General features: G+C 47.5%; 11 protein-coding genes. 9 read left to right on the forward strand and 2 right to left on the reverse strand.

The features are described from left to right. Window positions 1-4 precede the first annotated feature (4 nt). From fabG to RQP50_RS25300, 6 genes are all read left to right on the forward strand, one after another. Window positions 5-748, forward strand: coding sequence for a 3-oxoacyl-ACP reductase FabG (gene fabG, locus RQP50_RS25275; protein ID WP_315747186.1), 744 nt, complete (start codon window positions 5-7; stop codon window positions 746-748). After that, window positions 745-2,352, forward strand: a complete 1,608-nt coding sequence (locus tag RQP50_RS25280; RefSeq protein WP_315747098.1) for a CoA-transferase — start codon at window positions 745-747, stop codon at window positions 2,350-2,352. The genes fabG and RQP50_RS25280 overlap by 4 nt, the downstream gene beginning before the upstream one ends. Before the next feature lie 309 nt (window positions 2,353-2,661). After that, entirely contained in the window at window positions 2,662-3,594 is a 933-nt protein-coding gene (locus tag RQP50_RS25285; protein ID WP_021252611.1) for an ABC transporter permease, read from the forward strand. An 11-nt stretch (window positions 3,595-3,605) separates the two neighbouring features. After that, entirely contained in the window at window positions 3,606-4,514 is a 909-nt protein-coding gene (locus tag RQP50_RS25290) for a carbohydrate ABC transporter permease (RefSeq protein ID WP_315747099.1), read from the forward strand. Window positions 4,515-4,704: 190 nt separating this feature from the next. Continuing rightward, window positions 4,705-6,354, forward strand: coding sequence for an extracellular solute-binding protein (locus RQP50_RS25295; RefSeq protein ID WP_315747100.1), 1,650 nt, complete (start codon window positions 4,705-4,707; stop codon window positions 6,352-6,354). A gap of 118 nt (window positions 6,355-6,472) precedes the next feature. Then, window positions 6,473-8,710, forward strand: a complete 2,238-nt coding sequence (locus RQP50_RS25300) for a helix-turn-helix transcriptional regulator (RefSeq protein ID WP_315747101.1) — start codon at window positions 6,473-6,475, stop codon at window positions 8,708-8,710. Between the two features lie 73 nt (window positions 8,711-8,783). Here the strand turns inward: RQP50_RS25300 and RQP50_RS25305 are convergent, their stop codons facing one another. Continuing rightward, on the reverse strand, window positions 8,784-10,055 hold the full coding sequence (locus tag RQP50_RS25305) for a DUF2515 family protein (protein WP_315747102.1): 1,272 nt from the start codon (window positions 10,053-10,055) through the stop codon (window positions 8,784-8,786). A gap of 226 nt (window positions 10,056-10,281) precedes the next feature. Between RQP50_RS25305 and RQP50_RS25310 the strand changes: the two genes are divergently transcribed. After that, on the forward strand, window positions 10,282-10,620 hold the full coding sequence (locus tag RQP50_RS25310; RefSeq protein WP_065290644.1) for a thioredoxin family protein: 339 nt from the start codon (window positions 10,282-10,284) through the stop codon (window positions 10,618-10,620). Between the two features lie 295 nt (window positions 10,621-10,915). After that, a complete protein-coding gene (locus RQP50_RS25315) occupies window positions 10,916-11,842 on the forward strand; it encodes a COX15/CtaA family protein (protein WP_315747103.1) in 927 nt (308 codons plus the stop codon). A gap of 176 nt (window positions 11,843-12,018) precedes the next feature. Here the strand turns inward: RQP50_RS25315 and RQP50_RS25320 are convergent, their stop codons facing one another. Next, the gene (locus RQP50_RS25320) at window positions 12,019-12,153 is read right to left on the reverse strand and encodes a hypothetical protein (protein WP_265332122.1); all 135 of its coding nucleotides are present in this window, start codon (window positions 12,151-12,153) and stop codon (window positions 12,019-12,021) included. A 306-nt stretch (window positions 12,154-12,459) separates the two neighbouring features. Here RQP50_RS25320 and RQP50_RS25325 point away from each other — a divergent pair, with 306 nt between their 5' ends. Then, window positions 12,460-14,253: a UbiD family decarboxylase gene (locus tag RQP50_RS25325; protein ID WP_315747104.1), complete on the forward strand. Its 1,794-nt coding sequence runs from the start codon at window positions 12,460-12,462 to the stop codon at window positions 14,251-14,253. Window position 14,254 lies beyond the last annotated feature (1 nt).

Consider the following 14,254-nt stretch of genomic DNA (forward strand, 5'->3'; position numbering starts at 1 on the left):
GACGATGAAGCTTACAGGGAAAACGGCAATCATTACAGGCGGAGCAAGCGGCATAGGGCTTGCAGCGGTACACTTGTTTCTTGAGGCAGGGGCGAATGTTGTTATCGCTGACTTCAATGAGACGGCGGGGCAGCAAGTGATCGAAGAGCTGACAAGAGAACAGCGTGATCGTGCGTTATTCGTGAAGACGAATGTAGCGGATGAAGAAAGCGTACGGCAACTGATGGAGCAGACGGTTGCAACATTTAGCGTTATCGATATTCTGATTAACAATGCTGGAATTACACGTGACGCGATGCTGCTGAAGATGACCCCAGAACAATGGCAGGATGTTATCAATGTGAATTTGAATGGAGTGTTTCTATGCACGCGTCTTGCAGCTCCTTATATGGCTGCACAAGGCAAGGGGAAAATCATTAATACCTCATCGATTGTTGGCGTTCAAGGCAATATTGGACAGACGAACTATGCTGCGACCAAAGCAGGCGTCATTGGCATGACGCGTACATGGGCTCGCGAGCTAGGATTTAAGGGGATTTGTGTGAACGCGGTTGCCCCAGGCTTCATCGCAACGGAGATGGTGGCCAAGATGCCGGACAAGATTATTGACAGTATGCGTGAAAAAGTACCGCTGCGCCGATTAGGACGGCCGGACGAAGTTGCACAAGCGTATTTATTCCTCGCTTCGGATGCAGCTGATTATATAAATGGAACAGTGCTGGAAGTGAACGGAGGGTTGTCCATTTGAATGGACTAGATGCTCGTCACAGCACAGTGGATAGCCGCTTCGATCAGCGGCTGAATCAACCGCTTGTCCCGCGCCGCTGCGCTCAGGTTATGGGCGCGGATGAAGCGGTGGCGCTTATTGCGAATGATGCAACGGTTGCTGTGGGAGGCTTCGTTGGATGTGCTCACCCAGAAGCACTTACGTCAGCGCTGGAGCGCCGCTTCTTGAACGAGGCGGCGCCGACAGGGCTTACAGTTGTGTATGCAGCCGGACAAGGGGATGGCGTTGTTCGCGGCGTGAACCATCTTGCCTATGAAGGCATGGTGAAGCGAGTCATTGGAGGGCATTGGGGACTTGCTCCGCGTTTGGGCGCGCTTGCGCTCGATAACCGGATTGAAGCCTACAACTTTCCGCAGGGTGTGATTGTACATCTCTATCGTGATATTGCTGCAGGCCGATCGGGGACATTGACCCATGTCGGCCTTCATACCTTTGTCGATCCGAGGAATGGAGGGGGCAGGCTGAATGCAAGCACGGTGGAAGAGCTTGTAGAGCTGGTGCAGCTTGGAGGCCGAGAGCAGCTCTATTATCGAGCTTTTCCGATTCATTGCGCTTTCGTGCGCGGCACGACTGCTGATGAGCGCGGCAATATCTCCATGGAGCGAGAGGCAGTAACGTTAGAAATGCTGGCACTTGCTCAAGCAGCGAGGAACAGCGGAGGAATTGTGATTGCGCAGGTAGAGCGCATCGTGCCGCACGGAACCATGCATTCGAAGCAGGTAGTCATCCCAGGCATGCTGGTCGATGCTATCGTTGTCGCTAGGCCGGAGGAGCATACAATGACGTTCGCAGAGGTATACAACCCCGCATATGCTGGGGAGATACAGCAGGAATCGTCCGCCGCATATGTGCCTCCAATGGCAAGAGATGAGCGGCTAGTCATTGCACGGCGAGCACTCAAGGAAATCCCCTCACGCAGTGTTGTTAATCTCGGTATCGGTCTGCCTGAGGGAGTTGGATATGCAGCACTTGAAGCAGGACGAACAGATATGACGCTGCTGCTTGAATCCGGCCCTGTTGGTGGCATACCTGCACGCGGGCTAAGCTTCGGCGCATCTGCGTTTGCAGAAGCTATTCTTGATCAGCCAGCCCAATTCGACTTCTTCGATGGAGGAGGGATTGATGTTGCTTGTCTGGGGATGGCAGAGGCAGACGGAAGAGGAGACGTGAATGTGAGTCTGTACGGAGGCAAGCTGACAGGCTGCGGCGGCTTCATTAATATAAGCCAAAATGCGAAGAAGCTTGTCTTCTGTTCCACCTTTACGGCTGGCGGTCTGAAGATGGAGATAGCTGATGGGGGCCTTCGTATCCTTCAAGAGGGACGCTTCCGGAAGTTCGTTCGGCAGGTAGAGCAGCTTACCTTCTGCGCAGATTATGCACAGCGACGTGGCATCGAAGTGCTGTACGTGACAGAGCGCGCAGTATTCCGGCTGTATGCAGGGGAACTTGAACTTATCGAGATGGCACAGGGACTATCGCTGGAAGCAGACATTCTAGCCAATATGGACATCGTGCCTCGCATCAGTCCACAGCTGAAGTGGATGGAGGAAGATCTGTTCCGATAGGGATTGTCATGGACTGTCATAGAGACTGTCTCATAAGCTGAGGCTGATTTACTGCCTGTAAGATGATACTGGTAATGAGAAAGGTCGAGTAAGGGGTACGCTTGTACCCTAACTCGACCTTTTGTTTTATTGCTGCTTCGCCTCCATCACCTGCGTCTGCAATGGCTGTTCGAGGTGAATTTCAATGCAGCGAAAATATTGCGAGCGCTATCAAAAAATGTTGCTTGCCTTACAAAACCGGGCGAGATTATCATAAAATTGCGGAAGGGGCCCAAAAATTACCGCAATCGATATGGAAAGGGGAAGATCATGAAGACGAACAGTCAACCGGGGGGACGCCGATCATTTCACTTGCGTGAAAATGCTCAACTCTACCTTATAATGCTTCCCGTTCTACTTCATATTTTTATCTTCAGTTATATTCCGATGTACGGGATAATCATCGCATTTCAAGATTATTTCCCGGGAAAACCTTTTTTCTCATTTACAGATACGAATTGGGTAGGTTTTAAACACTTTATTGAATTTTTTAATGGTCCATATTTTGGAAGATTGATGCGTAATACGTTCTCGCTCAGCTTTTATTTTCTGGTGTTTGGCTTCTGGGTGCCCATTCTGTTTGCGGTACTGCTTAACGAACTGAAAAGTGGCATCTTCAAGAAGTACGTACAGACAGCAAGCTACTTGCCTCACTTTATTTCAAACGTCGTCGTTGCGGGCATGGTGTTGTCATTCATCAATACAGATGGAATCATTAATACCATCGTGAAGATGTTCGGCGGGACACCGGTCGCGATAAACACGGAAGCGGGGTATTTTCCGGCCATTTATACGATCACGAGCATATGGAAATCATTTGGCTGGAGCAGTATTTTATATTTGGCAGCCATGTCCTCTGTTGATCCTCATTTATACGAAGCTGCCAAGATGGACGGAGCCAACCGCCTTAAACAAATCCTCCATATTTCGTTGCCATCCATTCGTCCGACCATCTTATTCCTGCTTATATTCGCGATTGGCAGTCTGTTTTCAGCGAACAGCGAGTTTATTTTGTTGATCTATAACCCAATGGTATATGAAACGGCGGATGTCATTGGCACCTATTTGTACCGCGATGGCTTGCTTGGCGGACAATTCAGCTTAGGGACTGCAGTTGGGCTGTTCATATCGGTCATCAACTTCACGCTGCTGTATTTCGCAAATACGCTAAGCCGTAAATATTCAGATTATGCCTTGTGGTAAGGAGGAGTACAATGGCCTCGGTCAGGAAAAATCCGAACAAGATCAGGGAAGGCTCTGTCGTGGTCGACATTATCTTGTACGCGATCGCACTTGTCATTTGCTTAATCACCCTGTATCCGTTTTATTTCGTCATCATCATGTCGATCAGTTCGCCTTCGGAAGTAGCCGCCATGAATGTTGTTTGGTTTCCGAAAGGCTTTAACCTAAGCTCATATGAATTGATCGTAAGAGATGCGAAAATGTGGTGGGCGTATTCGAACACTTTGATTTACGTTGCTGCAGGTACGCTTTTGAACTGCTTAATGGCTGTGTTGGGTGCATACCCGTTAACGGTACGCAATCTGAAGGGGCGAAAATGGATCGTTGTATTTCTACTAATTCCGATGTATTTCGGGGGTGGATTAATTCCCTCCTACCTGCTCGTGAATAAGCTCGGGCTGTACAATACCATGTTTGCAGTTATTATCCCTGGGATGGTTAGTATTTGGAATATTATCCTCGTCAGGACGTTTTTTATGACGATTCCAGATGGTCTGAAGGAATCTGCTTTTATCGACGGGGCTTCCCATCTGCAGCTGCTGTTTAAGATTATATTGCCGATTTCCAAGCCGATTCTTGCCGTTATTGCGATTTATTCGATTGTCGGGATTTGGAACAGCTGGTTCGACGCGCTTGTCTATCTGCCGAACGAAAAGCTTCATCCGCTGCAAATGTATCTATACCGTGTGGTCGTTCAACAGTCGGTGGATCTAAAGATGTTATCGCTGGAAGATACCAAAAATGCGGTGGCGAACATGTTGACCAACATCCAGTTAAAATACGCGATTATCGTTTTTACAGCATTGCCTGTCATATTTACGTATCCATTTTTTCAAAAGTATTTCATCAAGGGAGCGCTTCTTGGTTCTTTAAAAGAGTAGGACTTTACTTTTTAAGGGAATAGATCGTATTAACGTCGAATTGCGGTCTGGACGAGAAAGAATGTTTTTGATGTATTGAAAGCGTTTACAATATATCTGGGATAAGATTTCAGCATTTCTGCTACAAGGGCCAGATTTCGCTGAAATCATTTTGAAATTCGTTTTTATCGATTCAAGGGGGAATCTAAAAATGAAACAATGGAAAAGAACATTGATCTCCGTATTAATGGCAATTCTCATGATTGGGTCGATCACGGCATGCAGCACCACCAGTAACAGCGCCAACAGCGGCGATAACAAGAAGGAGGAAGCAGGAGGATCTGCTTCTGCCGAAGTCAAAAAATTGAAACTGCTTGGGCCGCAAGGTTCGAATAAATATATCAAATTCGATGAGAGAGAGAAATATCCGGTATGGAAAGAAGTCGATAAGATGCTCACAGATGCCGGTCTGCAATTGGACTATGAGATGGTTCCAGGCGAGCAATATAAAGTGGTCGTTCAAACGAGAATGGCGTCCGGTTCCTCGCTTCCAGACATCGTGAACATTTCGGCTCTAGATAATACGACAGTGTTGAATTTGGCGAAGCAGGGCGTCCTGCTTGATCTGAATCCACTGATTGAGAAGTACAGCAACGGCAACATTAAGAAAATGTACAATGAAGAATTCCCATACGCCAAAAAGACGACAACATCGCCTGACGGCAAAATGTACTGGTTCAGCAATCTTCATAAAAAAACATATCAGGGTAAAACGCCAGCACCGGTTGCATTGACGATGCTGCTTCGTAAAGACTGGCTTGATAAGCTGAAGCTCCCGGTTCCAAACACAGCTGCAGAATATTTGCAAACATTGAAGACGTTCCGGGAGCAGGATGCCAACGGAGATGGCAAGCAAAACGAAGTGCTCGTATACGATCCAAGCAAATTTGAAGGCGCTATCGCGCAATGGTTCGGGCTTGGTACAGATATCACGGCAGTAGATGTTGAGAACAAAAAGGTAGTATCCCCTTGGTATCAAGACGGAATTAAAGATTACTTCCGCTACTTGCAGCAGTTAACGAAAGAGGGCATTCTCGACACAAGCCTGATTGGGGCGACAGGGGAGCAAAAGCAACAAAAAATGACCGAAAACCAGGTTGCTTCATTGAGTGATTATAATCTGGAGACTTATCAGGAGCCTACCATTAACGGTGGAGGGGAGTTCCTCCCATTGATGCCGCTCAAGGCGGTCGACGGTATCACTCCGGCAGCACAGTTGGAACCTCCATTCCTTGTGTGGCAGAAGTATGCAATTACAAAAGATTGCAAAGACGTGGAAGCAGCCATCAAGTTTTTCGATACGATTTACTCGGAAAAATATGCAGATCTTCTGTATTGGGGAATCGAAGGGCAAACTTACAAGAAGGACAGCAACGGCGCGAAGGTATTTATTAATAATGGCTCAGACGAAGAGTTGGCTAAATCGGGTCAAATTACTGGGCGTCCATTATTCGGGGACACGGTTTTTCCACGTGTTCAATTCGCCAATCTCGAATTCGAGCTCTCTGGTGTGCCCAAAGCAAAAGCCGATCATGAGCTGAATATTTTAAATTACAAACCATATTTTGTGAATATGAACCTGAACTATTTGGCCATTCCTGATGATCAGCAGCTCGAGAAGAAAACAAAAATTTTAACTAACTTGAACACGTACTCTCAGGAACTTGCGACCAAGCTTGCTCTAGGCCAAAAATCACTTGACGATTGGGATCAATATATCTCCGAGCTGAAAAAGCTTGGGCTCGATGAATTAATGAAGATTGATCAGCAGCTGCTGGATAGATACAACAGCATCCAGTAACATTGTACCAATAATCTGGAAAATTGGCGTTCTCCTCGGCTTCCTTAGAGGAGTTCGCCGTTTTCTTCATATTGCTTCATCATGTGAAGTGTTCTTCAAACCGAAGGAGGTGCGGACTATGCGACATTGGAGCTTTGGGAGCGGCACGTTTCGAAAGATCTTTCTGTCCTATACTGCGATTTTGATCATCCCCATCATCGTATTCAGCACCTTAAATGTACAGCGGAACATAACGGAGGAACGTCAGAAGCTGCATGAGAAGCATGTATCGGATGCAAATCGGATTGCAGCGGTTGTGGACAATAAATTGAACGAGCTCAAAAATATAGCGAAGATGATTAGCATTGAATCATGGCTTCGGAAGATGATGCAGAATACGGATGTTTATGATGATGAATTTGATTTGTTGAAGATGCTCGAAATCCGAAGGAATTTCGAAAATTCAATTAATTCTACAAACGTGCTATCTTTCGGCACAGTCATTTTTCCAGATAAACAACAGATGTTATCGACATGGGGGACATTTTCGGAAGACCACTTCTTCTCTAATATTGCTATATTTGATGGAGATACACGGCAAATGATGCAAAGCGCTCTTCGGGAGCAACAGTATTTCAAAGTAATGGCGCCAGCAACGGTCAATTTGTGGGGCAGCAGTAAGAGGGTTATTCCTGTCCTTCAAAGTCTGGAGGTGGTCAATCACCCGCGGGCGGTACTGGCTCTATTTATTGACAGCGATTACTTCTCGGAATACATGCGTCGTTTCGGGAGTGTGGAATCCAAAGACATCTTAATTACGACACATGAGACGCCTATTTTCAAGCAGAGCCGGAATCCGGATAACGGGGTTCAGGAAATTGAGCATACCTATGAGCTTGTTGTGCCTTCCCAAGAGAGCAGTCTGCAATATAAAATCTCTTACTTCGATAACAGTGTCATCGGTATCAATAACTTGTTCAGTTCACTGCTGGCTATCATGATCTCCATTGCATTCGGCATGTTGTCGGCTTTTCTGTTGGCCAAGGTCAGTTACCGACCTCTAGGAACCTTGCTTCACAAGCTCTCCGCAGGGATTCGTTACGAGGAGGGTAAAAATAGTCCCGTATCCGGCTCTGAATACAATTACATTGAGGAATCGTTCGACCGGCTGTTGAGTGAAAATCAGGTGCTTCAGCAATCTATGCAGGACTACGAAAAAGCGGCGAAGTCGAATTTGTTCCTTCAACTTCTCAAGGGGTATTTCGCCGATGATCAGCATATGAACGGATTGAAAAAATTCGGTATCGGCTATACCGAGGAAATGCATTATTGCACGATGTTGATCAGCTTTCATGCGATCCGTGATTTTTCCGATCTGGATAAAATTAAGAAAATCGAGATGATGACGATGGTGATCATCGAAAAAGTAATGAGCTGTCATCGGCTCGACTATGAGCTATTCGAAGTGACGAATGCGGACAAAGCGTTGATCCTATCCTCCACAAACCGATTTGGAGAAGATGGCATGATGGAACAAATTGCTGCCGGAATTACGGAAGAAATTGAACGTACATGTGGTTTCCAGCCTTTTGTCCTGTATGGAACGATGGAGAAGGGGCTCGTTGGCATAAGTAAGTCTTACTATACGGCTAATGAAAGTTTGCAGTATACGTTGTTCTCACGGGAACATCTACGGATCGCGCCGGAGGAGACCATTCCAAGCATCGTTGACTATTATTATCCGACAGATTGGGAGGTTCAGTTGATTAATAACTTGAAGATAGGGAATCTAGATACCTCGATGCAGATCCTTTATGAAATCAGCGCGGAAAACGGGAAACGAAACCTGTCTGAGGCAAGTACGATCAAACTCGTTTCATTATTGATGGAAACGCTGCTAAGAGTGCTGCATGAGCTCAATCTCGATACGGGCATTTACGCGAAACAATTTGCCAATAGAGCAAAGGGCAAAAATACGGAAGAAATGTGGGGCTATGTGTTTGAAGTGGGAACGTTACTATGCGAGCGAAATCGGTACTCCAATACGTCATCGACGATTGAAGCTGGAAGTCAGTTGCTGCAGTACGTAAACCAAAATTACACGAGTGCCGACGTATCCTTAAAACAGCTTGCTGAAATCTTCCAGATGTCGGTCTCCAAAGCGTCTAAACTATTTAAGGAAGTCACTGGAATCAATTTCTACGATTATTTATGTCGGCTTCGTATTGAAATGGCTAAGGAATTGCTGCGAGGAAAGGAATGCGGCATTGATGACATCGCACGCCGAGTGGGTTACGAAAACGTATATTCGTTCAAACGTGCGTTTACACGATATGAAGGCATTAAGCCGGATGAATACATGGAATCGGCAGGCTGAATGAAGAAGGACACTAAGGACACTTACTGGAGAAGTGTCCTTCTTTGACTGCAATCCTATAAAATCTGCTTCGTTATCCCTTGCTCGGGTGAATGAACCCAGCGAGCGAGGCAGTCTCCCGCCACAACCGATCATGAGAGCTGGTCATGTCAGCCTGCAGCGGAGCTGAAATCGGTTGGAGATGCCGATACATTCGCTCATCTATGAACCAATCGCCTTCTTCAATTTGCCGTGCCGGCTCGTCCTTCCAGACATCGGTCAAGGCCGGACTATAAGCGCGGTATGAATCAGATAGTTCGGTTCGATCGGGCGGGATCGCCTGCTTCACAAAGCGGTGCGGCCAATAGTCTGCTCTCGATCCCGTATGAGGGGCCGCGCGCATGAAACGAACAGCATGATTATAAATATGGGGCGTATGGAACAACAGCGCATACAGCTTCTCTCCGAACGCTATGCGTTCATCTAAGTCAGTAAAGTTCTCTAAATTAAGCCCAACGAGCGGAATCGCTTCTTCCTCTCGTAGAGATGGAACGCCAAGCGGGAAAATGACTTGATTCATCTGCAGCCAACCATGCAATTGGAAATCCCATTCATTAAGCACATGTGCCCGGTAGGTGGGATTGCGCATAACTCTGCCTTCAATGACGTTCTGTTCGTTAATAATAAGTGCTGTCGTGAGCAGCGAACTTGTCTGCTGTACCCAGAAGCCGTCCCAGAATGGGGTCATGAAGGCAGATACGCCAAAGGCAGGAAGCAGATGGAACAGGCTCTTGCCGGCTCGGCGGCTGGCTGCATACAGCAGCAGCTGCGGATAGGCATCATGGAATATGAGTGCATTCGATCGTTCCAGCACTCGGTAGGTCCACAATCTATGGTTCGCACTCATAATGCGGGGCAGCCATTCTCCCTGCAAATCAGTCATACTCCAGCCGCCATTACGTGAGACCATATGCGCGAGCAGGGCCCAATGCAGCTCTGGGTAAGACTGATAGATTCGCGCATAGGCTGCGGTGCGTGTAATATTGTTGCGATTGGCTGTACGAACAGAGCTCTGAATTTGTCGGATGATCCGCCATTCCTCCGCTGAGAATTCCGTATCTTCTCGCTCTCGAAAGCTGCTGGTTGTTCCTTGTTGACGTACTTTCTCATTCAGCAGTCGGCTGGCCTGCTCTTCCGCACGTTTCGCTGCGGCGCGATTCCAATCAAACGACGGGCGTTCCCGCCATTGTACGAGTTGTTGATAAAGTTCATTCCAAGTTGAACGGACGACACTATATGCCGTATCGAACGAGTGGCGCATCAGCTGTATCGCGTGGCGCATGCGCTTGGACAGATTGGACAGCATCGATTGTTCCCCTCCATTTCGAGACGACGATACGTGACCGAATTCATTGATTTTCTTCATAGTATGCCCAAAAACAGCCGTAGACGTTCATGTGTGGGGTTTGACTTTTCCATTCTTCAAATGTTATAAGTTCAAGAAAGCAGAAGTATCAGAATACATCTGCTGGATGTTGGATAAGAGAAGTTCCATGTTAGATTCTGTGAACTTAGTAGGGAGTGAAGCGTGTATGGAAAGAATAGAAACAGTTGAGCGGTTCAATGAGATCATTGCACAAGAGGAGCCAGTTGTAGCGGTATTTAAGACATCCTGGTGCCCAGATTGCCACTTCATCGATCCTTTCATGCCTGAATTGGAGACGAATTATGCAGGTAAGGTGACGTTCGTTGAAATCGATTCGGAGAAGCTCCTTGATGTTGCACAGCAATACCACATTCTTGGTATTCCAAGCTTCGTAGCCTTCAAGGGCGGTAAGGAAACCATTCGCTTCGTGAACAAGCTGCGCAAGACTCGTCCTGAAATCGAGCAGTTCGTTGATCGGGCAATTGCAGTATCTGCAGCTGTATAATAAGTGAATAGCCACTCGATGCACATATGAGAACCGTCCCGCTGGTGGGGCGGTTTTTTTATTGCCTTGAAAGGGAGTGCAGAACGATGTACATCCGAAGCAAGCCGATATTATCTGAAGTCAATCTTGTACATGAGGTAAGGGGGCTGATGCATCGATTTGGAAGTGAAAGATGTAATATTTGTCACAAATTAGCCGTACACTCAGCTAGGAAATCTTGTATAATGGAGGACGATTGGAACTGTTTTCATAATTTGTAATGGCAAAAAATTGAACAACGGGTCAGGTGAAACTAGTGAACGCGAACATCTACCGGATATTGAGGCGGTTATCTTACGCGGTTTGCATCGGTATGTTTATCGTGGTGTTAAACGGGGCGCTTGTAACGAAGACAGGCTCCGGAAGTGGCTGCGGCACGGATTGGCCACTATGCAATGGCAAGTTTGTTCCGGCATATACGATCGAATCCATGATCGAATATTCTCACCGATCTGTGACGGGTGTTGTAGGATTGCTTGTTCTGGCCTTGTTCATCTACGTTCTTCGCTATGCGAAGCATCATCGTGAGGCTCTATATTACTCTTCTCTCACCTTATTATTTACCATTATACAAGCAATTATGGGAGCGCTTGCGGTAGTGTTTACCCAGTCTCCGCCTGTTATGGCGCTTCACTTCGGATTCTCGCTGCTGGCGTTCGCTTCTTCCTTCATGATGAGTGTAGTGGCAAGGCGCTACGAACGCGGCATCGATTCTGCATCTGTTGTAAACTCCGTTCGTGCAGAATTTCGCTATGGGGTATGGTTCACACTTCTATATACGTATATCGTAATATACGTAGGGGCATTTGTTAGGCACACGGACTCTTCAGGGGCATGCATGGGCTGGCCGCTGTGCAACGGGGAGTTGATTCCGGAGCTGTCGGGGGGGACAGGAATTGCCTTCATGCATCGTGTGGCAGCAGCACTATTATTTGTTGTAATCGCGATTATGTCCCATTTTGCTTACCACAAACACAAGAACAATCGCGAGATTCAGTTATGCGGCATTTGGGCGCTTATCCTTTGTGCAGCACAGATTGCAAGCGGCGCGGTCGTTGCGAGTACGATCACGAATCCTGATTTATTCCTATTTGCAAGCTTATTACATACGGTATTGATTTGTGGACTGTTCAGTGTACTCTGTTATATGAGCATCCGTGTCTGGCAGCTGCGGCAAAAATAAGGATCGTTTTTCTTGGCTGTGATGGTGGTAAGAAGAACCGAAGAAGATTGAGTTTGAGTTATAGAATGGACACAGTGGTTATAAATAAAGAAGCAGATCGCTTACTGTTGGACAATGGAGATTGTCAACGAGAGGCAAGCGAGCTGCTTCTTTTTCTCTGAGAAACATTCATTGGATTAGGCGCCTTCCTTTACTTGCTGTGTTTCATTCGAGTGCGCACCGAGCAATACGATAGATGCGGCAGCCTTTGCTGCTGCCAACCAGCGAACATTCCACGGCTTGCGTACGATAACTTGATTGTTGTTTTTCATATCATTCTACCTCCAACTATTTATGATGTGTCCCCTTGGATGATCTCATTATACCTGTAGACATTCTGCTCGTACCATGTAATCGGCTTACGGCTATCTTACAATGTCGTAATAATGTCGTAAGTTGTCTGCTCGGTCAGGCTTTAGGTTCATCAAAAAAACAGCTATACTACAGAAGAGGAAGTTTTCGTTTGTCATCAAAGCCCGCTTGTGAACGCAAATTATTGCAGACATCCTGCGGCATCCATGTAACTGTTCAAGTACAGCAACACAGATATGCTTATTTTTTTCAAGGAGGGCTCGTAGTTGTCATTTACGAATATACGCGACTTTGTCGACACGCTGAAGCGTGAGAATGACCTCGTCGTTATTGAAGCGGAAGTTGATCCGTATTTGGAAATTGCAGAAATTCATCGGCGCGTCATTGAAGAGGGAGGTCCTGCGCTTCTATTCACCAATGTGAAGGGCAGCCCCTTTGCAGTGACGACGAACCTGTTCGGTACGATGCGTCGGGTAGATATGGCGTTCGGAACGCGTCCTGAACAGCTCGCGAATAAGTGCGTAGAGGCCGTAAACCGTCTAATGCCTCCATCGCCGAAGAAGCTGTGGCAAGAGCGTTCGACGGTGAAAGAGCTCCTTAGCCTGATGAAGGTTGGCATGAAGGATGTATCTTCTTCCCAAGCTCCAATTATGCAGGTGAAGCGTACAGACAAGCCAATGCAGGGCTTGCCGGCATTGACGAGCTGGCAGCTGGACGGAGGTCCATTTATTACACTTCCATTGGTCTATACCGAACATCCGGAGCTGAAGAGCGCTGATCACAATCTCGGTATGTACCGAATTCAAATTTACGATGACAGCACGACAGGCGTGCATTGGCAAATTCAAAAGGGCGGCGGCCTCCATCATCATGAGGCTGAGCTGCGCAATGAAGCGCTTCCGGTATCCGTTATCGTGGGCGGGCCGCCTTCGCTGATTGCGGCTGCGATCGCTCCACTGCCGGAGAAGCTCCCGGAGCTGTTGATGGCCTCATTCGTCATGGGTGAGCGTCTGCCCGTAGTAGACAGCGGATTCGAAGGACATCGCATCCCAGCGGAAGCAGAATTCGTTATCCAAGGGTACGTTCCACCACATGAGCGCCGCATGGAGGGGCCATTTGGCGACCACTACGGCTATTACTCATGGGCGCATGAGTTCCCGTTCCTGAATGTGAAGCACATGTACCACCGCAAGAATGCGATCTACCCAGCTACAATCGTGGGCAAGCCGCGTCAGGAAGACTACTATTTGGGCGAGTATCTGGTTAGATTGTTGTCGCCAGCGTTCCCGATGGTTATGCCGGCGGTACGCAAGGTACATCCATATCCAGAAACAGGCGTTCACTCGCTTGCCGCAGCTGTTGTACGTGAGAGCTATTCTCGTGAGGCACTTCTGTCTGGCTTCCGTATTCTTGGCGAAGGGCAGCTTAGCTTGACGAAGTTCTTGATGTTGACGGATCAGCCGGTTGACTTAGAGAACTTTGCAGAGCTTACGGAAGCGGTGCTAGAGCGCTTCAAGCCAGAGACGGATCTGTATGTGATTAATAATACGTCCCATGACACACTTGACTATACGGGGCATAAGCTGAACCATGGCAGCAAGGGGATATTGCTCGGTGTAGGCGATGTAGTCCGTGAATTGCCTGGCGTGTACGAAGAAGGCCCGATCGATGAGATTAACGATGTGGCTGTATTTTGCCGTGGCTGCTTGACAATGTCAGGTGCTTCGTATGAAGCAGAACCACAGCTGGCGGAACGATTGCTACATCGTCTTGCTGCACAAGAGACGAAGTGGCCGCTCGTCTTCCTCGTTGACGACGCTCAGGTTGCCAATACGCAGTTGTCGTTCTTGTGGACGGTATTTACGCGATTTAACCCCGCATCAGATATATACGCGGCAATGGAAGTCCGTAATCACCATCTCTCGTATAAATTGCCAATTGTTATCGATGCCCGCATGAAGCCAGGCTACCCAGATGAGTTATTCCCGCGTGAGGATATTGTGGAATTGGTCGACCGCCGTTGGAAAGACTATTTCCCAAACGGATTTAAGCGGGGGTGAG

The sequence above is a fragment of the Paenibacillus suaedae genome (genome assembly GCF_032337355.1).
Taxonomy (GTDB): Bacteria; Bacillota; Bacilli; order Paenibacillales; family Paenibacillaceae; genus Paenibacillus_B; species Paenibacillus_B suaedae.